At 66.5% G+C, this 18713-nt stretch carries 24 protein-coding genes; 13 read left to right on the top strand and 11 right to left on the bottom strand.

Features of this window, described 5'->3' with window-relative positions:
• Positions 1-10: 10 nt before the first annotated feature.
• Both G6P88_RS11480 and pspF read right to left on the bottom strand, forming a co-directional pair.
• Positions 11-754, bottom strand: a complete 744-nt coding sequence (locus tag G6P88_RS11480) for a glycosyltransferase family 25 protein (RefSeq protein WP_165323280.1) — start codon at positions 752-754, stop codon at positions 11-13.
• Complete coding sequence (pspF, locus tag G6P88_RS11475; protein WP_165323279.1) at positions 751-1806, bottom strand: phage shock protein operon transcriptional activator; 1056 nt, start codon at positions 1804-1806, stop codon at positions 751-753. Before pspF ends, G6P88_RS11480 begins: the two co-directional genes overlap by 4 nt.
• Positions 1807-1976: 170 nt before the next feature.
• Here pspF and G6P88_RS11470 point away from each other — a divergent pair, with 170 nt between their 5' ends.
• The 8 genes from G6P88_RS11470 (at position 1977) to G6P88_RS11435 (ending at position 4844) form a co-directional block, all read left to right on the top strand.
• Positions 1977-2123: a hypothetical protein gene (locus G6P88_RS11470; RefSeq protein WP_165323278.1), complete on the top strand. Its 147-nt coding sequence runs from the start codon at positions 1977-1979 to the stop codon at positions 2121-2123.
• Between the two features lie 88 nt (positions 2124-2211).
• Positions 2212-2883, top strand: coding sequence for a phage shock protein PspA (pspA, locus tag G6P88_RS11465; protein WP_165323277.1), 672 nt, complete (start codon positions 2212-2214; stop codon positions 2881-2883).
• 4 nt (positions 2884-2887) lie between these two features.
• On the top strand, positions 2888-3154 hold the full coding sequence (pspB, locus tag G6P88_RS11460; protein WP_165323276.1) for an envelope stress response membrane protein PspB: 267 nt from the start codon (positions 2888-2890) through the stop codon (positions 3152-3154).
• A gap of 42 nt (positions 3155-3196) precedes the next feature.
• Entirely contained in the window at positions 3197-3580 is a 384-nt protein-coding gene (gene pspC, locus G6P88_RS11455; protein ID WP_165323275.1) for an envelope stress response membrane protein PspC, read from the top strand.
• Between the two features lie 142 nt (positions 3581-3722).
• On the top strand, positions 3723-4037 hold the full coding sequence (locus G6P88_RS11450; RefSeq protein WP_165323274.1) for a hypothetical protein: 315 nt from the start codon (positions 3723-3725) through the stop codon (positions 4035-4037).
• A gap of 10 nt (positions 4038-4047) precedes the next feature.
• Positions 4048-4305: a hypothetical protein gene (locus tag G6P88_RS11445; protein WP_165323273.1), complete on the top strand. Its 258-nt coding sequence runs from the start codon at positions 4048-4050 to the stop codon at positions 4303-4305.
• A gap of 22 nt (positions 4306-4327) precedes the next feature.
• Positions 4328-4576, top strand: a complete 249-nt coding sequence (locus G6P88_RS11440; protein ID WP_165323272.1) for a hypothetical protein — start codon at positions 4328-4330, stop codon at positions 4574-4576.
• 22 nt (positions 4577-4598) lie between these two features.
• The gene (locus G6P88_RS11435) at positions 4599-4844 is read left to right on the top strand and encodes a hypothetical protein (RefSeq protein ID WP_165323271.1); all 246 of its coding nucleotides are present in this window, start codon (positions 4599-4601) and stop codon (positions 4842-4844) included.
• A gap of 46 nt (positions 4845-4890) precedes the next feature.
• On the opposite strand, the gene G6P88_RS11430 is transcribed toward G6P88_RS11435, so the two are convergent.
• From G6P88_RS11430 to G6P88_RS11415, 4 genes are read right to left on the bottom strand one after another with little or no spacing between them, the layout of a single operon-like run.
• Positions 4891-5478, bottom strand: a complete 588-nt coding sequence (locus G6P88_RS11430; protein ID WP_165323270.1) for an ABC-type transport auxiliary lipoprotein family protein — start codon at positions 5476-5478, stop codon at positions 4891-4893.
• Positions 5479-5483: 5 nt separating this feature from the next.
• Positions 5484-6431, bottom strand: a complete 948-nt coding sequence (locus G6P88_RS11425; RefSeq protein ID WP_165323269.1) for an MlaD family protein — start codon at positions 6429-6431, stop codon at positions 5484-5486.
• A gap of 7 nt (positions 6432-6438) precedes the next feature.
• A complete protein-coding gene (locus G6P88_RS11420; RefSeq protein ID WP_165323268.1) occupies positions 6439-7257 on the bottom strand; it encodes an ABC transporter ATP-binding protein in 819 nt (272 codons plus the stop codon).
• Complete coding sequence (locus G6P88_RS11415) at positions 7257-8354, bottom strand: ABC transporter permease (RefSeq protein WP_165323267.1); 1098 nt, start codon at positions 8352-8354, stop codon at positions 7257-7259. The genes G6P88_RS11420 and G6P88_RS11415 overlap by 1 nt, the downstream gene beginning before the upstream one ends.
• A gap of 104 nt (positions 8355-8458) precedes the next feature.
• Here G6P88_RS11415 and G6P88_RS11410 point away from each other — a divergent pair, with 104 nt between their 5' ends.
• Positions 8459-9130 (top strand): HAD family hydrolase, encoded by a 672-nt coding sequence (locus G6P88_RS11410; RefSeq protein WP_165323266.1) that lies wholly within the window; start codon positions 8459-8461, stop codon positions 9128-9130.
• 44 nt (positions 9131-9174) lie between these two features.
• Here G6P88_RS11410 and G6P88_RS11405 read toward each other — a convergent pair whose 3' ends face one another.
• Positions 9175-9690, bottom strand: a complete 516-nt coding sequence (locus G6P88_RS11405) for a CHAP domain-containing protein (protein ID WP_226946526.1) — start codon at positions 9688-9690, stop codon at positions 9175-9177.
• A gap of 201 nt (positions 9691-9891) precedes the next feature.
• A complete protein-coding gene (locus G6P88_RS11400; RefSeq protein ID WP_165325139.1) occupies positions 9892-11214 on the bottom strand; it encodes a dihydroorotase in 1323 nt (440 codons plus the stop codon).
• Positions 11215-11316: 102 nt separating this feature from the next.
• Between G6P88_RS11400 and ygfZ the strand changes: the two genes are divergently transcribed.
• From ygfZ to G6P88_RS11380, 4 genes are all read left to right on the top strand, one after another.
• Positions 11317-11997, top strand: coding sequence for a CAF17-like 4Fe-4S cluster assembly/insertion protein YgfZ (gene ygfZ / locus G6P88_RS11395; protein ID WP_165323265.1), 681 nt, complete (start codon positions 11317-11319; stop codon positions 11995-11997).
• Between the two features lie 82 nt (positions 11998-12079).
• Positions 12080-13207 carry a zinc-binding dehydrogenase gene (locus G6P88_RS11390; RefSeq protein WP_165323264.1) on the top strand — a complete coding sequence of 376 codons (1128 nt, stop codon included), beginning with the start codon at positions 12080-12082 and terminating at the stop codon, positions 13205-13207.
• A gap of 10 nt (positions 13208-13217) precedes the next feature.
• Positions 13218-14252 (top strand): catalase family peroxidase, encoded by a 1035-nt coding sequence (locus G6P88_RS11385; protein WP_165323263.1) that lies wholly within the window; start codon positions 13218-13220, stop codon positions 14250-14252.
• On the top strand, positions 14249-14779 hold the full coding sequence (locus G6P88_RS11380) for a cytochrome b (protein ID WP_165323262.1): 531 nt from the start codon (positions 14249-14251) through the stop codon (positions 14777-14779). The genes G6P88_RS11385 and G6P88_RS11380 overlap by 4 nt, the downstream gene beginning before the upstream one ends.
• A 9-nt stretch (positions 14780-14788) precedes the next feature.
• Here G6P88_RS11380 and G6P88_RS11375 read toward each other — a convergent pair whose 3' ends face one another.
• The 3 genes from G6P88_RS11375 to G6P88_RS11365 form a co-directional block, all read right to left on the bottom strand.
• Positions 14789-16120 carry an MFS transporter gene (locus tag G6P88_RS11375; protein WP_165323261.1) on the bottom strand — a complete coding sequence of 444 codons (1332 nt, stop codon included), beginning with the start codon at positions 16118-16120 and terminating at the stop codon, positions 14789-14791.
• 87 nt (positions 16121-16207) lie between these two features.
• Positions 16208-17509, bottom strand: a complete 1302-nt coding sequence (locus G6P88_RS11370) for an Hsp70 family protein (protein WP_165323260.1) — start codon at positions 17507-17509, stop codon at positions 16208-16210.
• 59 nt (positions 17510-17568) lie between these two features.
• On the bottom strand, positions 17569-18693 hold the full coding sequence (locus G6P88_RS11365; protein WP_165323259.1) for a hypothetical protein: 1125 nt from the start codon (positions 18691-18693) through the stop codon (positions 17569-17571).
• Positions 18694-18713: the final 20 nt, after the last annotated feature.

The following is an 18713-nucleotide window of genomic DNA, read 5'->3' as shown; positions in this document are numbered from 1 at the left end:
CCTTTTCTTGTCAGCGTCGCCTTTGCCAGGCGCGCCGCGCGCCGCGCGCGATCCGGCGCAGGGGCGCAGGCAGGCGGTCGAGCGGTCCCGGGCGCGATATGTCTGTGCGCGACGGCCGCTGATAGGCGATGGGCGGGAAGGCCAGGTGCGTCGGGCAGGCGGGGTGCGCCTGCCGGAACCAGTTATAGGCGCCGTCGACGTCCATCGGTCCGCCCTCGGGGCTTCCCGCCGGGCGTTCCAGCATTGCCGCGAGGAAGGTGGGCAGCGTCTCGATCGCCTCGCGTCCGAAGCCGAGGCAATGGGCGAGCCGGATGGTGAGCGCGGGCGGGGCATGCACCAGGCCGGAGCTGTCGGTGAGATCCAGGCCCCCATTGCCCTCGGGCAGTTCATGTCCTCCATAGAAGAGGCCCAGTCCGTCGGCGTCGAGGAGGTCGAGCAATGCCGGCAGGCGGTCGACCGCGGTCGATGCGAAGTCGCAATCATCCTCGAGCATCAGGATGGCCCGCAGGCCGTCCCGCCGCGCTTCGGACAGCACGGCCAACTGGCTGAGGAAAGCGCCGCGCGCGCCGATGCTGCGAAAGGGGCCAGCGTCGTCGGGACGGATCGCTTCGAACAGACGGACGCGGGGGTGGTCGTAGCCCAGCCCCAGCCGCGCGAGCTCGCCCGCCATTTCGCGCCGACGGTCGCTGCGTGTCGCGAGGTTGATCACATAGAGCCGCTCGAACGTCGCGAACAGGCGGTCGGCTGGGGTCATCCCTGCCGGTCGAGCAGATCGTGGCGCCGCAGCGCATGGCGCAGCTGGTCGTAGCTGAGCTTCAGGGCGAGCGCGGTCGCGCGCTGGTTGAAGCGGCAGCGGCGCAGTGCATCCTCCAGCAGCATCTTCTCATAGGTGAGAACGGCGTTGCGGAAATCCTCGCAGCTGCTCGGCGGCGTCATGGGCGCCGATGCCGGGCCGGCCGGCTGCGCTACCGCCGCCTCGCCAGCGACCGCCGCCGCCGGGCGTGGCTGCGATACGGTCGCCGTGACCGGGCGCCACGGGCTTTCGAACGGGTCGAACTGGATCTCGTCGATCGGCCGTTCCGGGTCGTCCCAGCGATAGACCGCCCGCTCCACCACGTTGCGCAGCTCGCGCACATTGCCAGGCCAAGCATGCTCGATCAGCGTGGTGCTCGCGCCGGCCGAAAAGCCGGGCCAGTGCGGCCAGCCCAGTTCGGAGGCCATGCGCCGACCGAAATGGTCGGCGAGGACCTGCACGTCGCCCTCGCGGACGCGGAGCGGAGGCAGGGTAATGACTTCGAACGACAGACGATCGAGCAGGTCGGCGCGGAATCGCCCGCGCTCGACCAGGTCGGGCAGATGCTCGTTGGTCGCAGCAACGATGCGCACGTCGACGCGCAGCGGACGCGACGCGCCGATCCGGGTAACCTCGCCATATTCGACTGCGCGCAGCAGCCGCTCCTGCGCGCCCGTCGAGAGTGTTGCGAGTTCGTCGAGGAAGAGCGTGCCGCCATGCGCCTCCTCGAACCGGCCCGCGCGCGCCTTGGTCGCCCCCGTGAAGGCACCCGCCTCGTGACCGAACAGCTCGGCCTCGATCAGCGTTTCGGGCAGGGCGGCGCAGTTCAGGGTGACGAGCGGGCCGTCCCAGCGCTGGGAAAGCCGGTGCAGGCGTTCCGCGACCAGTTCCTTGCCGGTGCCGCGCTCGCCGATCACGAGCACCGGGCGGTTGAGCGCGGCGGCACGGCTGGCCCGCTCGACCGAGTCGAGAAAGGCCAGCGACTGGCCGATGAACTGGGCTTCGCGTTCCATGCCATATGGTTGGCGTAAAATCCCAAGACTTGGCAACAGCTAATCGTCCCACCCAAACGCGCGACCGACCTATCACCATGAAAAGCGGCGATTTTATCAATTGGCACGGCTTCTGCATTGCTCGAGGTATACCGGCATTGCCGGAACCGGAACGACAGGGAAACAGGATAATGTTCGGTCTCGACAGCATCGATCTGCAGCGCATCACGGTCTCGGCCTTGGGGGCTGCGCTTCTTTCGCTGGTCTGCGTGCTGGGTGCGGTCGCACCTGCGCATGTCGGCCCCGCCGCCTTCCAGCAGGAAGGCAGCATCCGTTAACGCGTGCGTCGGCCGCCGGACGGGCTAGACTGCCCGGCGACCGCGCCCGCAACCGCCACGTATCGAGCGTAATCAAGGAGCCTGACAGATGGGAATTTTCTCCCGAACCCGCGATATCATCGCCGCCAACGTCACCGACCTTCTCGACAAGGCCGAGGACCCCGCGAAGATGATCCGCATGATCATCCTCGAAATGGAGGAGACGCTCGTCGAGGTTCGCGCATCGGCCGCGCGCACGATCGCCGACCAGAAGGAACTGCGTCGCCAGATCGCGAAGCTGGACACGGTCCAGGCCAACTGGCTGGAAAAGGCCGAGCTGGCGCTGTCGAAGGATCGCGAGGATCTGGCCAAGGCCGCGCTCGTCGAGAAGCAGAAGGCCGCCGATCTCGCCGGCCAGCTGCACGAGGAGATCGACCTGCTCGACGAGTCGCTCAAGGCCTCCGAGGCGGACATCGCCAAGCTGCAGGGCAAGCTGCGCGAGGCGCGTGCTCGCCAGAACAGCATCGTGACCCGGCTCGAGTCGGCCAACAACCGTGCCCGCATGCGGGAAATGTATGCCGGCCCGAAGATCGACGAGGCCTTCTCGCGCTTCGAACTGCTGGAGCGCCGCGTCGACTATGCCGAGGGCCGCGCCGAAGCTGCGGGCATGGGAGCTGCCCCCAAGTCGCTCGAGGAGGAGATCGCCGAGCTGCGCTCGTCCGACAAGGTCGATGCAGAGCTGGCCGCATTGAAGGCCAAGGCGCAGAGCAAGGGGGCCTGACGCGATGGAAGATATTCTCGTCCCGATCGGGGTTGTCGGGATCCTCTTTCTGGGCCTGCCCTGGCTGGTCTTCCACTATGTCACCCAGTGGAAGAAGAATGGCGGGCTGACGGTCGAGGACGAGAGGCTTCTCGACGAAATGCACGAAATGGCGCGCCGCCTGGACGACCGCGTCGCCACGCTGGAGCGGATCCTGGACAGCCAGGACCCCAGCTGGCGGCCCCGCCAGATCGCAGAGCGCAACCAGGACGATTGGCGCCGCGACAACTGATCGCCGGGACGCCGACAGGAAGACAGGAAGGGAAGGTTCGAAATGTCCGCTCGCCGCACAAAATTCTACGTCGACAAGCGCAACCGCAAATGGCTGGGCGTCTGCGCGGGGCTTGCCGACTATACCGGGATCGACGTCACGCTGATCCGTATCGGCACCGTGCTGCTGACGCTGCTGGGGGGCTTTCCCTGGACGCTCGTCGCCTATCTGCTGATCAACTGGCTGGTCGATGACAAGCCGCGCGAATTCTACGAGAGCAGCCGCGAGGAGCAGAAATTCTGGCAGACCGTCAGGGCTCGGCCAGGCGCCTCGGTCCGGGATGTCCGCGCCCGTTTCCGCGACATCGACCGCCGCATCGCCGACGTCGAGACGCATGTCACGAGCCACAACTCCGCCCTGGCGCGCGAGATCGACGCGCTGCGCTGAACGCGGCTGCGTCGACCCGCAAGGCTGGCGCGAGGCGGCACCGTCAACGGAATGACGTTTGTCGAACCGGGGATGACGTTCGTCGAAATACAGAACCGACAGCCATGTAAACAATGATGGCTGCCGGGTTAGGGGAAGACCGATGAATATTCCGATGGCAATATTGGTACCGGGTGCGACCATCGTCGCTGTCCTCGGTGTCGTCGGCTGGATCGTCACGACCTGGCTCAGGGTCAAGCATGGCTATCCGCTAGAGAACAGCTGGGGCAAGGCCGTCTATCCGCGCAGCAGCGACGAGACGATGGAGCGGGTCAAGCTCCTGTCCGGCGAGAATGCGCAGCTCCGCGCCGAGCTCTCGGCGGTGAAGGAGCGGCTGGCGACGGTCGAACGGATCGTGACCGACAGCAGCTTCCGCCTCGACCAGGAAATCAATGCCCTGCGCGGGCCCGCCAACTGAGGATCCACCGATGGCGAACCTCTTCTATTTCATGATCGGCAGCGCTCCGATCCTCGCGATCCTCGGCTGGGTCGCCACCGAGTGGATGTCGCTCCGCAAGAAGCAGATCGAAGCGATCTCGACCGAGGCGGCCGAGAAGGCAGCCCAATATGCGGCGAAGACCGAGCGGCTGGAGCAACGGGTAGCCGTGCTCGAGCGCATCCTCACCGACCGTTCGACCACGCTGGCCGTCGAGATCGACCGGCTGCGCGACCAACCCCTCAACTGACCTATCCGCGAGGAGAAGCAGGATGAACCCCTTTGAAATGGTCGTGCTGATCGTCGCGATCACCGCCATCGCCAGCATTTTTCGCGCCAAATATGGCGTGGTCACCAAGGGTGAAAAATGGGTCCGGCCCGATAACCGCGATGCCGAAAGGCTGCGCGAAGAGATCAAGGCGCTGAAGGAACGCGTTGCTGTTCTTGAGCGCATCGCAACCGAAAATGACCGCGGCATGGCGCTCGATCGCGAGATCGAGGCGCTACGCCGGGCGGACTAAACCTCAAGGAAGGACAGGGACGATGACTGACTCCACCTTCTGGCTCACCCTGAGCGGAGCGGGGCTGATCGGCCTCGGAGTCGTGGCCTGGGCAGCATTGACGGGCTGGCGCGGCTGGCTCGAGCTCGAAAGGCTTCGCCTGGAGCGCCGTATCCCGGCTACAAACGACGGCCCGACGGGCCCGTCGCCCGCCGCACGCATCGAACTGGCGGATCTCAAGGAACGTATTCGCAAGCTGGAGGCGATCGCTTCGGGCGTCGACCTCTGACCGCTTAACCGGCCGGCGCTGTCGGTCCGACCTTATCGGCGCAGGCTCAGTTCGGGCCGATCCAATCGGCTACGTCCGCCGCCACCTGATTGGCGGCCTGGTTCAGCCCTGCTGCCACGCTTGCGCTGTCTTCCCCGGCAACAGGCACGCGCGCTTCGAACCGCCGGGTCTTCACTTCGTCGCTGCCCGATTTTGCCAGTGTCGCGTCATAGGTGACCAGCACCTGATTCTGGCCGCCCAGCAACTGAAATGCCGTCAGCGTCCCCGCAAGGCGATTGTCGGGGGTGATCGAAGCGTTGCGATGATCGGGAACGAAGCGCCCGGTCTTGGCTTCGATCGTTTCGGCCAGCAGCGAGCGGAACAAGCCAGCCGGAGTATCGACCCAGGCGACTTTGGGCAGATAGGCGTAGCTGATGCCGGTCTGTACTGCGATGCGCTGGTTGCGAAGCTGCGAGGGCAGGGCGGGCACCGAAACGCTGATCGCCTGCGTGTCGCGGGCTACCTTGGCCGTGCCCGCCGGCACTGTCGCCTGCGCGGTCAGTCCAACGAGGCGCTCAGGTGGATCTTCGCCCAGGCTGACGCAGCCGGAAAGGGCGGCGGCGGCGGAGATGGCGATCAGCGAACGGCGCAGCATGGGCCTCAATTCCTCGGCTTGTAGTCGGGAAGCTTCGAACCGCCGAGGACGGCGCCGGCGCCGCCCCGGTCGAGCTTCGACGAAATGGCATTCAGCGAGTCCGACATCTCCGAGATGTTACGAACGAGCTGGTTGATCTGGGGCACGGTCTCCGACGAGAAGGCCTTGATGCCCGGCCTTGCATCGGTGATCGCGGCATCGAGCGTCTCCAGCGTATGCTGCGCCGATGCGGTGGCCTTGTTGAGGTTGGCCATCGCCGGACGCACGTCCGACTGCATCACGCCGTTGGTGGTCTGGGCCAGTTCGCCGACACGCTCGGCCGCGAGGCCGGCCTGCTCCATCGTCGCCTTGAGCTGGACGACGGCGGCCGCGATCTCCGGGCCGCGATTGGCGAGGTCGCCGGACAGGCGATCGACATTGGCGAGGATGCCGGTGATCGACTTCTGGTTCTTGTCGTTGAGCAGGTCGGTCAGCCGCGCCGTCAGCGTCGAAATGCGCTGCAGCAGTTCGGGGGCCGAGTTGAGCAGCTCGCCCAGCGCGCCCGGCTTGGTCGGGATCACCGGCACGCCATAGGGTCCGGGCTCGGTGATCGGCGGGGCATTCTTGACCGCGCCGTCGAGATTGACCTGGCTGACGCCGGTGAAGCCCACGCCGGCGATCGTGGCGGTCGTGCCCTGGAGGATCGGCGAGTCCTTCTCGATGGCGATCCGGACGCGGACGAATTCGGGGCTGTCGGGCATCAGCTTGATTTCCTCGACCTTGCCCACCGGCACGCCGGAGAAATTGACCGGCGATCCCTTGGCGAGGCCGTCGACCGAGGTCTTGAAGAAGATATCGTAGCGCTGAATGCTGACGGTGTTGAACCCCGCCAGCCAGACGATGAACGCCAGAAGGCCGACAAGCAGGGCCAGAACGACCCCGCCGACGAGCACATGATTAGACCGGGTCTCCATCAGTCCCTCATTCCCCGGCGCCCTTCGCAGCCGCCCGTTCGGCGGCATCGGCCGCCACTCGCCCACGTGGGCCGTTGAAATATTCCTGAATCCACGGATGGTCCAACGCCAATAGTTCCGGGATCGTTCCAACCGCGATCACGCGCTTGTCCGCCAGCACCGCTACGCGGTCGCAAATGGCGTAGAGCGTGTCCAGGTCGTGCGTGATCAGGAACACGGTCAGGCCGAGAGTCTTCTGCAGCGAACGGATCAGTTCGTCGAATGCGGCAGCACCGATCGGATCGAGGCCAGCGGTCGGTTCGTCCAGAAACAGAAGCTGCGGATCCAGCGCCAGCGCGCGAGCGAGCCCGGCGCGCTTCCTCATGCCGCCCGAAAGCTCCGACGGAAATTTCGGCCCGGCTTCGGCGGGCAGGCCGGTCATGGCGACCTTGTAGGCCGCGATCTCGTCGAGCAGCACCGGATCCAGTCCGGGATAATATTCGCGGATAGGGACCTGAACATTCTCGGCGACGGTAAGCGTCGAGAACAGTGCGCCGCCCTGAAAGAGCACGCCCCAGCGGCTGCGAACCTGCTTCGCTTCGCTTTCGTCGCGGTCGACCATCGATTCGCCGAACACCTCGACCATCCCGGTCTCGGGGCGCTGCAGGCCGATGATCGAGCGCATCAGGACCGATTTGCCCGTGCCCGAGCCGCCGACAACACCCAGAATCTCGCCGCGCTGCACATCGAGGTCGAGTCCTTCGTGAACCACTTGTTCGCCGAACGCGTTGCGCAGGCCGCGCACGCGGATGACCGTCTCTCCGTCCGCGATGTTGAGCCGGGCCATCAGATCCACCCGATCGAGCTGAAGAAGACGGCGAAGACGGCATCGAGGACGATGACGAGGAAGATCGCCTGTACCACCGAAGCGGTCGTGCGCAGGCCGACCTCCTCGGCATTGCCCTTGACCTGCATGCCCTGATAGCAGCCGCACATGGCGATCAGCAGACCGAAGACCGGCGCCTTGATCAGCCCGACCCACAGGTCGGTGATGGGCACGACCTCGCGGATTCGCTGCACGAAGGTGACCGGCGGGATATCCAGGTCGATCCAGCAGAATATGCCGCCGCCGACGATCGCAACGACCGCCGCATAGAAGCCCAGCAGGGGCATCAGCACGACGGTCGAGAGGACGCGCGGCAGGATAAGGGCCTCCATCGGCGATACGCCGATCGTCCGCATCGCGTCGATCTCTTCGGCCAGCTTCATCGATCCGAGCTGCGCGGCAAAGGCGCTGCCCGAGCGACCGGCCACCATGATGGCGGTCATGAGCACGCCGAGCTCGCGCAGCGTGATGCGGCCGATCAGGTTAACGGCGAACACCTCGGCGCCGAACTGGCGCAACTGCACGGACCCCTGCTGTGCGATGACGATGCCGATCAGGAAGCTCATCAAGCCGATGATCGCCAGCGCCTTGACCCCGACCACTTCGAACTGGCGCGCCATCGCATTGTAGCGGAAGCTACGCGGGTTCCGGATCAGGCTCCACAGACCGATCATCGTCGCGCCGAAGAAGCCGACCAGACCCTTCAGCGAGTCCAGCGACGCATAGACCGCTTCGCCGATCTCGCGCAGCACGCGCACGAAGGGCGGGCTCGAATCGGGGCGGATCTTGAGCGGTTTGTCGGCTGCAGCCAGCTGCTCGAGCAACTGGCAGACATCTTCGTCGGCTCCGATCACGCGGGCGCCGCAGCGTCGGACGATGCGATGGATCAGCCAGGCGCCGACCGTGTCCATCCGATCAACGTCCTTCAGGTCGATCTGCTCGGGGCTGGCATCCAGCGCGGCAAGGCGCGGCGAAAGGTCGCCTATCCGGGCGAGCGTGAGCTCTCCGGAAAAGCGCAAAATGCCCTGATCGAACTGAAAATCGGCGGGAGCGTTCATCGAATCCAGGAGTGGCGCAAAGACCGGAGATCGGCAAGCTTCCGAAATGAAATGTGCCGCCCGGCGATTTGTTCCTTGCCGTTTCTTCCTTATAGGGCGTGCCGATGACCGAACTTGCGATCTACGACATGGACCGGACGATCACCCGGACCGGTACCTTCACCCCGTTCATGATCCATGCCGCCATGCGGCTGGCGCCCTGGCGCCTCGTCTTCGTGCCGGCCGCGGCCGGGGTGATGCTGGCTTATGTGTGCAAGCTGATCGAGCGCAAGCGCGTCAAGGAGCTCAACCAGGCGATGCTGATCGGGCGCCGCATCCATGCGGACCGGCTGACTCCGATCGCCGAGAGTTTCGCCGATCATATCATGAAGCATAATGTCCGCCCCGGCGCGCTCGAGAGCCTGGCCGAAAATCGCGCGGCGGGGCGCCGGCTGGTGCTGGCGACAGCCTCCTCGCGCATCTGGGTGGAGCCGATCGCCCGGCGCCTGGGCATGGACGACGTCATTGCCACCGGTGCGATCCGGGGCATCGACGATTATGTCAGCCACAAGGTCGATGGTGATAATTGCTACGGGCCGGCCAAGCTACGCATGATCCAGGCCTGGATGGGGCTGGAAAAGCTCGATCGAGCCGCGTGCCGCATCCGCTTCTACTCCGACCATATCTCCGACGTGCCCGTGCTCGAATGGGCGGACGAGGCGATCGCGTCGAACCCGCATGCCGGACTGCGCGAGGAAGCGCGGCGCCGCGGGTGGACGATCGTCGACTGGCACTGAGCGGGGTATATGGTCGAGGGCGGTTGGGACCGCCCCCGGAAGGATCAGCCTTCGGCGCTCTGAACGGCCTGGACGGCCGCTGCGGTCGAGCGTTCGCTGTCCTTGTAGATGAAGCCGTTGACCGGATAGGCTTTGTTCCCGACCTTGCCGATCGGCGCGAACCAGACCTTCACCTGGCTCCAGTCGTTGGAAGGCGAAGCATCGACGACGGTCACGTCACGCTCGACCTGACCACGACGGCCGTTGATGACCGACCAGTTGGCATGGGTGATCTTGATGACGCGGTCGCTGACGACCTTGGTCACGGTGGCAACATGGCCCGAGCGCATCGAACCGATCGCCTTGAACACCATCACGGCGCCGGTCTGCGGAGTCGATCCGCGAAGATATTTGCCGACCGCCTGATTCCACCAGCTCGCGGCGGCGCCGAACAGCTGGATGCCGGAGAACATGCGGGCGAAGGGTGCGCACTGGATGGTCTGGGCCTGGGCGGCCGACGGAGCGATCACCATGCAGGCAAGCAGCATGGAACCAATCATCGCGCGCATCGTTCTGGTCATCTGGTAGATTCCCCAACCCGTCCCGTAGCCTGTGACTGGCAGCACAGACGGCGTTAGGAAAGACCATCACGGTTAAGCCAAGGCTCATATTCGGCGAGTCGTTTGCGCCGAGCGGTGACCTGCATCTTATCCACAGGCGTGGCACGGCGCCGCAACGATCGGCCGCAAGCGTGCCGTAGCGGCACCTTGCGAATCGTCGGATCAGGCCAGCGGCACGCTGTTGAAGCGAACCGGCTCACCGATCGCAGCAGCGGCCAGACTTCCCTCCCACATCACCCGATGGCCGCGGATGATCGTGCCCAGCGGCTTGCCGGTCAGTGCCATGCCAGTGAAGGGCGACCAGCCGCAGCGCGAGGCGAGCCAGCTCTCCTCGATCGTCCAGCGCGCCTTCAGGTCGACGATGGTGAAATCGGCGTCATATCCGAGCGCTATGCGTCCCTTGTTGCGCAGACCGAACACGCGCTGCGGACCGGACGAGGTCAGTTCGATCAGATGCTGGAGCGTCAGCCGCCCTTCGGCGACATGGTTGAGCATCAGCGGCAGCAGCGTCTGCACGCCCGGCATGCCGCTGGGCGTGGCAGGATAGGTCCGCGCCTTTTCCTCGATCGTATGCGGCGCATGGTCCGACCCCAGCACGTCGGGGACGCCCTGACGCAGATAATGCCACAGGCCGTCGCGGTGGGCGCCCGAACGGATCGGCGGGTTCATCTGCGCATAGGTGCCGAGGCGCGGATAGGCGTCCTCGCCGGCCAGGGTCAGATGCTGGGGCGTCACCTCGCAGGTGGCGATGTCCTTGTTCTGCGCGATCAGCGCCAGTTCGTCGGGCGTCGTGATGTGCAGGATGTGGATGCGGCGCCCCGTCTCGCGCGCGATGCGCAGGATGCGGCGGGTGGCGAGGATCGCGCTTTCGTCGTCGCGCCACACCGGGTGGCTCGACGGGTCGCCTTCGACCCGCTCGCCTTCGCGCGCGATCATCCGTTCCTCGTCCTCGGCGTGGATCGCCACGCGGCGGCTGCCCGAGCGCAGCACCCGGGCCAGATGTTCGTCCTCGGCGACGAGCAGGCTGCCCGTCGACGAGCCCATGAAAATCTTGACCCCGGCCGTGCCCGGCAGCCGCTCCAGCTCGGCGAGCGCTTCGGCATTCGCCGTCGTGGCGCCGACATAGAAGGCATGGTCGCACCACATCCGGTGGTGGGCGCGGGCGAGCTTGTCGGCGACCGCCTCGGCCGAATCGGTGTTCGGCTTGGTGTTGGGCATCTCGAACACGGCGGTCACGCCGCCGAGCACCGCCGAGCGGCTGCCGCTCTCCAGATCCTCTTTCGTCTCCAGGCCCGGCTCGCGGAAATGGACCTGGCTGTCGATCACGCCCGGCAGCACGTCGAGACCGGTGCAGTCGATCGTCTCGCCCGCGTCGCCCGTGACCCCGATGCCCGCGATGCGGCCGTCCTTCACGCCGACATCGGCCTCGATCGGCCCGCCGACGGTCCAAACCGTTCCGTTCTTGAGGATCAGGTCATAGGTCATGTGCAGCCACCATCGTTGCGCCGGCGGAAGCAGGGTCGCGATCGGCACCCCTCCGCATCGGCACGGGTTAACTTCCGGCGGAGATGCTCCTACCTTCTGCGCATGTCCGATACCACCCTCATCGATCGCGCCGTGATCCGTCTTTCCGGACAGGGCGTCCGCGACTTTCTCCAGGGCCTCGTCACGAACGATGTCGCCGGACCACTGCCGGTCTGGGCCGGCCTGCTGACGCCGCAGGGCAAGGCGCTGTTCGACTTCATCGTCTGGGCCGATCCAGCCGGGGGCGAGGAGGATCTGCTGATCGACTGCGAGGCGGCCCAAGCCGACGCACTGGTCCGGCGGCTGACCATCTACCGGCTGCGCCGACCGATCACGATTGCGCGAGACGAGGCGCTTGCCGTGCACTGGTCTCCGACGGGCAGCGAAGGCGTACCCGATCCGCGGCTCGCCGCGCTTGGCCGCCGCTGGCTGGCGCCTGCGGATGGTGCGGCGCAGGGCTGGCACGAGCACCGCAAGGCGCTGGGCGTTGCCGAAGGCGTGGCGGAGCTTGGCTCGGACAAGACGCTGTGGCTCGAATGCAATGCCGACCTGCTCAATGGGGTGAGCTTCACCAAGGGCTGCTATGTCGGGCAGGAGAACACCGCGCGGATGAACTGGCGGAACAAGGTCAACCGTCGGCTCGTCGTGCTCCCGGACGGCAGCGTCGAACGGCGACAGATGGACGGGCTCGATCCTGCGCTGGTGCCCGTCTGGATGACGGCGGAGGCCGGGCAGGGCGCCTGACCATCATGATTCGGAGCTTCGGCTCCATCGACTGAATAGCGAACCCGGTGCGGCTGCGCATCGGGCGCCAAGGAGAATGAAGATGAGTTTCACCGGACGCGAACTTCGATCGACCGTCAGCGAGGATGGCACGCTGCGGCTCACGCTGCAGGAGGTCACGCTCGATCCGCCGGCCGATGACGAGATCATCGTCCGGGTCGAGGCCGCACCGATCAACCCGTCCGATCTGGGCTTGCTTGTCGGGCCGGCCGATCTGTCCTCGATCCGAAGCGAAGGGAGCGCCGATCGTCCCGCCCTGGCCTTCGACGTGCCGAAGGAGCGGCTGCGCGCGGTCGCGGCCCGTGTCGGTCAGTCGCTGCCGGTAGGCAATGAGGGCGCGGGCACGGTGGTTGCCGCAGGCGGCTCGGTCAAGGCGCTCGAAGGGCGCAAGGTCGGTGCCTTCGGCGGCGCCATGTATGCCGATTATCGCAAGCTCAAGGCAGATGAGGTTCTGGCCCTTCCGGAAGGTGCGAGTGCGGCGGACGGGGCTGCGATGTTCGTAAACCCGTTGACCGCGCTGGGTTTCGTCGAGACGGCCCGCAGCGAGGGGCACAAGGCGATCGTCCACACCGCGGCTGCTTCCAACCTCGGTCAGATGCTGCAGAAGATCTGCCTTGCCGACGGCATCCCGCTGGTGAACATCGTCCGCTCGGAAGAGCAGGCGGCGATCCTGCGCGACATCGGCGCTACTCATGTCCTCGACAGCCGCGCACCCGACTTCCAGGCGCAGCTGCTGGCGGCGATCAGCGAGACCGAGGCGACGGTCGGCTTCGACGCGATCGGCGGCGGCCGCCTCGCCAGCGACATCCTGACCGCGATGGAGCAGGCGGCCAATGCGCGCTCGGGCGGGTATAACCGCTATGGCTCGGACGTCTTCAAGCAGATGTATCTCTATGGCGCGCTTGACCAGAGCCCGACCACGCTCAACCGCCTCGCCTTCGGTTTCCAGTGGGGCGTGTCGGCCTGGCTGCTGATGCCTTTCCTGCGCAAGGCGGGTCCTGAGGTGGCGGACCGGCTGCGTAAGCGCGTGGTCGACGAGCTGACGACGACCTTCGCCAGCCGCTACACCCGCACGATCAGCCTCGCCGAGGCCCTCGATCCCGCCATATTGCGCGCTTATGAGCGCAAGGCGACCGGCGAGAAATATCTGATCGACCCGAGCCGCGGCTGAGGACCACAGGATGACGACACCCAGGGAAAAGGCCTCGGCGGTGCGGCTGGCCGCGATCGTCGGCTTCATGCTGCTACTGCTGGCGGCGTTTCTCTGGGCGTCGGGGCGCCTCGGCGGGCGCGGGCTGACGACGCAAAAGTTGATCGACCGGATGCAGGGGGAGAAGGTCTTCGCCGGCTTCCGCCGCGCCCACGCCAAGGGCGTATGCCTGACGGGCAGCTTCCAGTCCTCCGGCGCGCTTGCGCCTTACAGCCGGTCGCCCCTGTTCGCGCGGGGCTCGACGCCGCTGCTCGGACGCTTCTCCCTCGGTGGAGGCAACCCGACCGCGCCCGATCTCAAGGCGCCGGTGCGCAGCCTGGCCTTCGTGCTGTCACAGCCCGATGGGCAGCAGTGGCGGTCGGCCATGAACACGCCGCCGGTGCTGGCGGTAGGAACCCCGCAGGCCTTTTTCGACCAGATCGGCGCGATGAAGCCCGATCCGGCGACGGGCAAGCCCGACCCGGCACGCATCGCCGCCTTTTTCGCAGCGCATCCCGAAAGTGCCCCCTTCCGTGCCTGGCAGGCGGCCTACAAGCCGAGCAGCAGCTGGGCGACCGAGCGCTACAACAGCATCAACGCCTTCTATCTGGTCGCGCCCGACGGCAGTCGCCGGGCGGTCCGGTGGCAGGCAGTGCCGAAGGCGGCGGCTATCCCCATGCAGGAGAGCGACGATCCGCTGGCGCTGCAGAAAGAACTGGCCGCGCGGCTTGCGCGCGGGCCGGTCGAGTTCGACCTGATGTTCACCTTCGCTGGCGCGGGTGACGATCCCGCCGATGCGACGAAGCCCTGGCCGGCGGGCCGGCAGCAACTGTCGGCCGGCGTGCTCAGCATCACCGCCATGCGCCCGCAGGCGGGCGGTGCGTGCAACGGGCTGACCTTCGATCCGCTCGTCCTGCCCGATGGCATCGCGGCCAGCGACGATCCGATCCTCCGCGCGCGCTCCTCGGCCTATGCCGAATCCTATCGCCGCCGTGCGCGCGAGACCGCGCTGGGAGAGGCTCGATGAGCAAGACGAGCTTTCCCGCCAGTGCGCGGCTTCTCCACTGGGTGATGGCCGCGCTGATCCTGTCGATGCTCTTTCTGGGCGTCTCGATGGTGACCAGCCTGTCGGGCTGGCACGATCCGGCCGTTCTGCTGCACAAGTCCTTCGGCATCGTCGTGCTGCTGCTCGCGGCGCTGCGCCTGATCAACCGGTTGCGCTTCACCGCGCCGCCGCTGCCGGCCGATCTGTCGCCGGCCCAGGCCTTGGCGGCCAAGGCGAGCCACTGGCTGCTCTATGCGGCGATGTTCGCGGTTCCGCTGTCGGGCTGGGCGATGCAGAGCGCAGCCGGAACGCCGGTGCGGCCCTTCGGGTTGTTCACCCTGCCGCCGCTGCTCGCGCCCGATCTCGCCTGCTATGGCTGGCTGCGCGAGGGGCATTTCCTGATGACCTGGGGCCTGTTCGCGCTGCTGCTGGTCCATATCGGGGCGGCGCTCCACCATGGCTGGGTGCGGCGCGACGGCGTCCTCCGTTCGATGCTGCGCGGCGACTGACCCTGCCGTTCAGGCGGTCGCTTCGCGGTCCGCTTGGTCGATCGCGAGCAGGGAGACGCCGCGCGTCTCGCGCATCACCAGCGCCGAGAGCAGGCTGATCGCGCCCGCGCCGAGGATGTAGAAGGCGATCGGCTCCCACCGGTCATAGGCGCGCAGCAGCCAGGTGCCGATCAGCGGCGCCCAGGAGCCGGCGACGATCGCCGTTACCTGATAGCCCAGCGACACCCCCGAATAGCGCATTCGCGTCGGGAACATCTCGGCCATGATCGCGGGCTGGGCCGCATACATGAAGGCATGGACGATCATGCCGAGCAGGATCGCCGACAGGATGATCCAGGCGCTGCCGGTGCCGAATAGCGGAAAGGCGACGAAGGGCCAGGCCATGGTGAGCGCCGCGCCGATCAGATAGACGGGCCGACGCCCGATCCGGTCGGCCAGAGCCCCGACCGCCGGGATCACGAAAACATGGAGGAGATGCGCGCAGAACAGCAGCGTCAGTATCTCGGTCGTGTCGACGCCGATATGGGCGAGATAGGTGATCGAGAAGGTGACCACCATATAATAGAGGATATTCTCGCCGACGCGCAGCCCCATCGCGTTGAACACGCCGCGCGGATAGCGGCGGAACACCTTGGTCAGGCCATAGCCGGCATCGGCTTTCTGCTCCGCCTCGGCCTTGGCCGCCTCGAAGATCGGGGAATCGGTGACCTGGGTGCGGATATAATAGCCGACCGCGACAATCACGACCGACAGCCAGAAGCCGATGCGCCAGCCCCAGCTCAGGAACTGGGCATCGTCGAGCGTCGCCGACAGCAGCAGCAGGACGATCGTCGCAAGGAGGTTGCCCATCGGCACGCCGGCCTGCGGGAAGCTGCCCCAGAAGGCGCGGCTGCGGTTTGGGCTGTGCTCCGCCACCAGCAGCACAGCGCCACCCCATTCGCCGCCCAGTGCGAAGCCCTGGACGAAGCGCAGGAAGACCAGCAGCGCGGGTGCCCAATAGCCGATCGTACCAAAGGTCGGCAGGCAACCCATCAGGAAGGTCGACAGGCCGATCAAGACCAGACTGAACTGGAGCAGCGACTTGCGGCCGATCTTGTCGCCGATATGGCCGAAGACGATCCCGCCCAGCGGCCGGGCGATGAAGCCTACTGCATAGGTGCCGAAGGCGGCGATGATGCCGTCGAGCTCATTGCCCGTCTGCGGGAAGAAAAGCTTGCCGAAGACGAGCGTTGCGGCGGTGCCATAGAGGAAGAATTCATACCATTCGACGACCGTCCCCGCCATCGACGCCCCCACCACCTTGCGGAGATAGGGAAGGTCTGCGGTCTGCTCGTGCTGCATGGCGGGTCGACACTCTCCAATGGCCGGTTATGTCGCTCTCATAGCGCGATGCGGCGCCGGTGCCACGCCGCTCTTTTGACAGGGGTCTCATACGGTCCAGTCGGCGATGTCCTCGGCCTGGCCGATCAGCGCGAGGCCATGCGCGATCGAGGTGAGCTCGCCGCCCGAGCCGAGCCGCTCCGCGCCGAAGCGGCGAGCGAACAAGGCTCGGATCGCAGGCAGCAGCGACGAACCGCCGGTCAGGAAGACGCGATCGACCCGGTCTGCGGTCATGCCCGCGCGCAGCAGCGCCTCGTCGACGGCGGCTTCGATCCGGGCGAGGTCCGGCGCGATCCAGCCTTCGAACTCGCTGCGGGTTACCGCGCGATCCAGGTCGAGCCCTCCACCGGCGAACTGGAACCGGGCGACATCCTGCTCCGACAGCTGGCGCTTCAGGCTCCCGACCGCATCGTAAAGCGCGTAGCCCAGCTCATGTTCGACCACGGCGATCATCCGGCCGATCGCTTCGGGGTCGAGCGCGCTCCGCCGCAGTTTCTCCAGCTCCTCCAGCGTCCGCCGGTTGCGCATCAGCGCGAGCCGCGACCAGTCGGAGAAGTCGGCGAAATAGCCGCCGGGAATTTCCAGGACCTTGTCGAAGGAGCGATAGCTGCCGCCCTTGCCGAGCAGCGGCAGCACAAGATTCTCGACGATGCGGCTGTCGAAGCGGTCCCCGGCGATGCCGATGCCCGATGATCCCAGCGGGGCGCAGCGCGGGCGCTCATGGGGTGCGCCCACGCGCACGAGCGAAAAGTCGCTGGTGCCGCCGCCGAAGTCGGCGACGAGCAGGGTGGTCGGCTCGCTCAGGCGCGAGGCATAGCTGAACGCCGCACCGAGCGGTTCGTAGACATAGTGGATCTCCGCGCCGAAGGCCGCGAACATCTTGTCATAGCGTTCGCGCGCCAGCGCGGCATCGGCACGCGCACCGGCATAAGTGACGGGTCGACCGACGACGATCCGGCGCCCGCGCGGGTCGAAGCCCGGACCGGCATGCTTTGCCAGCCGTTCGAGAAACAGCTCGCCGAGCTCCTCGAAGCGCAGCCGCTTGCCGAAGATCGATGCCTGGTCGAACAGCGGGCTAGCCGCGACCGACTTGAACGACTGGATGAAGCGGCTGCCCTGCGGATAGTCGAGATATTCGGCGATGGCCCAGGGCCCCGCTTCATGCGCGACCCCGCCGCGCACGTCGTCATCCTCCCAGAAGCAGAGCGCCGAGCGAAACACCGCACCGGTAGCCTTGTCGCCCGCGAAGGTCAGCAGATCGGCCGACCCATCGGCACGGGCCTGCGCGACGACACTGTTGGTGGTGCCGAAGTCGAGGCCGATGGCCTCGCCGGCGGCGGGAGCGGACATGCTGGGCTTCTCCATGGGGCCGGCGCCTATGGCAGCCGGGCCGCTCTGCTGCAAGCCCGTCAGCCTTCCGCCGTGCCCGTTTCGGCCTCTCGCGCCGCACGCCATTCGGCGAGCTTGCCCGCGATGATCTGCCCGTTGGGCCGCGCCTTCTGCGCATATTCCATCAGGCGGATGGCATCGTCGCGGGACAGGGGCGCGGCGCTTTCGTGCGTCATCGCGATGTCGCGCAGGATCACGCCGTCCGCCGGTGTGAGGGCGGAAGGAAAGACGCGTCGGATAAGAGACGCCTGTTCGGGCGACAGCATTTCTGCGGCGATGGGCGGCGGTGCGGGCGGCGCATCGAGATCGATCTGCTCAGCCTCGGGCAGGTGCAGGTTGAGGCGGTCAACCGCCGTACGATTGCGTTCGATCACTGCGCGGCGCAGCGCTTCGTCCAGCGGCGGCAGCTGCCCGTCGACATCGGGAAGTTCGTTGACGAGCGCGTCGGCGATCAGGCGGCCATAGTCGGCGCCGAAGATCTGGTTGACGAAGCGGACGAAGGCCAGTTCGGCCAGGGTCAGCGAGCGGTTGACCCGCCCGACCGTCGCGGCTTGCCCGCCTTCGACGATGGCGCGGACGCCGATATGATCGAGCAGGCGCGGAACGATCGCGTCGCGGATGACCGAATAGTTGAACAGGGTGAAGGCGACGCCCTGCCGTTCGAAGGCCGCGACGAGATCGGCGGCTATGCGCGTGCTGGTCTCATGTTCCGCGAAGCTGGCGATGCTGTCATGATAGCCACCACGTTTCACCGCCTGTTGATAGACCGAGGGCAGCGTCTCGATCGGGCTGCGCACGGCCAGCAGGATCTCGAAATCATATCGGTCTCGATAGCGCCCTTCGGCGGCGAGAAACTCATCCATCCGCCGGAACAGATGCTCGCTCGAAAAGATATAGGTGGCGTAGGCCGGCGCTGCGGCGACGATCGGGATCACCTGCCCCTCGAACCAGTTTTCGGGGTCGAGATTGCCCGACATCACATGGCCGGCGCGCGCCTGCTCGGCGCTTGGATGATCGGGGTAGAGGATGCCCCCGCCCTTCAGCAACTCATGGTTGCGCGCCAGCGCGGATTGCACGGCGGAGGTGCCGGTCTTGCCCTGGCCGATGTGCAGGACGATCTTGGGGCGGGCGTCTGACGCGATCATGGCGGAACCCTAGAGCGTCG

It is taken from the genome of Rhizorhabdus phycosphaerae, from assembly GCF_011044255.1.
GTDB classification, from domain to species: Bacteria; Pseudomonadota; Alphaproteobacteria; order Sphingomonadales; family Sphingomonadaceae; genus Rhizorhabdus; species Rhizorhabdus phycosphaerae.
Note: the sequence above shows the minus strand (reverse complement) of the source record. Positions and strands in the feature narration are given on the sequence as shown.

Coding starts and splice junctions, on each gene's coding strand:
- G6P88_RS11385 (WP_165323263.1), top strand. CDS start 13,218: ATGACGACACCCAGGGAAAAGGCCTCGGCGGTGCGGCTGGCCGCGATC.
- G6P88_RS11430 (WP_165323270.1), bottom strand. CDS start 5,478: ATGCTGCGCCGTTCGCTGATCGCCATCTCCGCCGCCGCCGCCCTTTCC.
- G6P88_RS11415 (WP_165323267.1), bottom strand. CDS start 8,354: ATGAACGCTCCCGCCGATTTTCAGTTCGATCAGGGCATTTTGCGCTTT.
- G6P88_RS11450 (WP_165323274.1), top strand. CDS start 3,723: ATGAATATTCCGATGGCAATATTGGTACCGGGTGCGACCATCGTCGCT.
- pspA (WP_165323277.1), top strand. CDS start 2,212: ATGGGAATTTTCTCCCGAACCCGCGATATCATCGCCGCCAACGTCACC.
- G6P88_RS11480 (WP_165323280.1), bottom strand. CDS start 754: ATGACCCCAGCCGACCGCCTGTTCGCGACGTTCGAGCGGCTCTATGTG.
- G6P88_RS11420 (WP_165323268.1), bottom strand. CDS start 7,257: ATGGCCCGGCTCAACATCGCGGACGGAGAGACGGTCATCCGCGTGCGC.
- G6P88_RS11370 (WP_165323260.1), bottom strand. CDS start 17,509: ATGTCCGCTCCCGCCGCCGGCGAGGCCATCGGCCTCGACTTCGGCACC.
- G6P88_RS11470 (WP_165323278.1), top strand. CDS start 1,977: ATGTTCGGTCTCGACAGCATCGATCTGCAGCGCATCACGGTCTCGGCC.
- pspB (WP_165323276.1), top strand. CDS start 2,888: ATGGAAGATATTCTCGTCCCGATCGGGGTTGTCGGGATCCTCTTTCTG.
- G6P88_RS11425 (WP_165323269.1), bottom strand. CDS start 6,431: ATGGAGACCCGGTCTAATCATGTGCTCGTCGGCGGGGTCGTTCTGGCC.
- G6P88_RS11405 (WP_226946526.1), bottom strand. CDS start 9,690: ATGACCAGAACGATGCGCGCGATGATTGGTTCCATGCTGCTTGCCTGC.
- G6P88_RS11410 (WP_165323266.1), top strand. CDS start 8,459: ATGACCGAACTTGCGATCTACGACATGGACCGGACGATCACCCGGACC.
- G6P88_RS11440 (WP_165323272.1), top strand. CDS start 4,328: ATGAACCCCTTTGAAATGGTCGTGCTGATCGTCGCGATCACCGCCATC.
- G6P88_RS11365 (WP_165323259.1), bottom strand. CDS start 18,693: ATGATCGCGTCAGACGCCCGCCCCAAGATCGTCCTGCACATCGGCCAG.
- G6P88_RS11400 (WP_165325139.1), bottom strand. CDS start 11,214: ATGACCTATGACCTGATCCTCAAGAACGGAACGGTTTGGACCGTCGGC.
- pspC (WP_165323275.1), top strand. CDS start 3,197: ATGTCCGCTCGCCGCACAAAATTCTACGTCGACAAGCGCAACCGCAAA.
- G6P88_RS11445 (WP_165323273.1), top strand. CDS start 4,048: ATGGCGAACCTCTTCTATTTCATGATCGGCAGCGCTCCGATCCTCGCG.
- ygfZ (WP_165323265.1), top strand. CDS start 11,317: ATGTCCGATACCACCCTCATCGATCGCGCCGTGATCCGTCTTTCCGGA.
- G6P88_RS11375 (WP_165323261.1), bottom strand. CDS start 16,120: ATGCAGCACGAGCAGACCGCAGACCTTCCCTATCTCCGCAAGGTGGTG.
- G6P88_RS11380 (WP_165323262.1), top strand. CDS start 14,249: ATGAGCAAGACGAGCTTTCCCGCCAGTGCGCGGCTTCTCCACTGGGTG.
- G6P88_RS11435 (WP_165323271.1), top strand. CDS start 4,599: ATGACTGACTCCACCTTCTGGCTCACCCTGAGCGGAGCGGGGCTGATC.
- pspF (WP_165323279.1), bottom strand. CDS start 1,806: ATGGAACGCGAAGCCCAGTTCATCGGCCAGTCGCTGGCCTTTCTCGAC.
- G6P88_RS11390 (WP_165323264.1), top strand. CDS start 12,080: ATGAGTTTCACCGGACGCGAACTTCGATCGACCGTCAGCGAGGATGGC.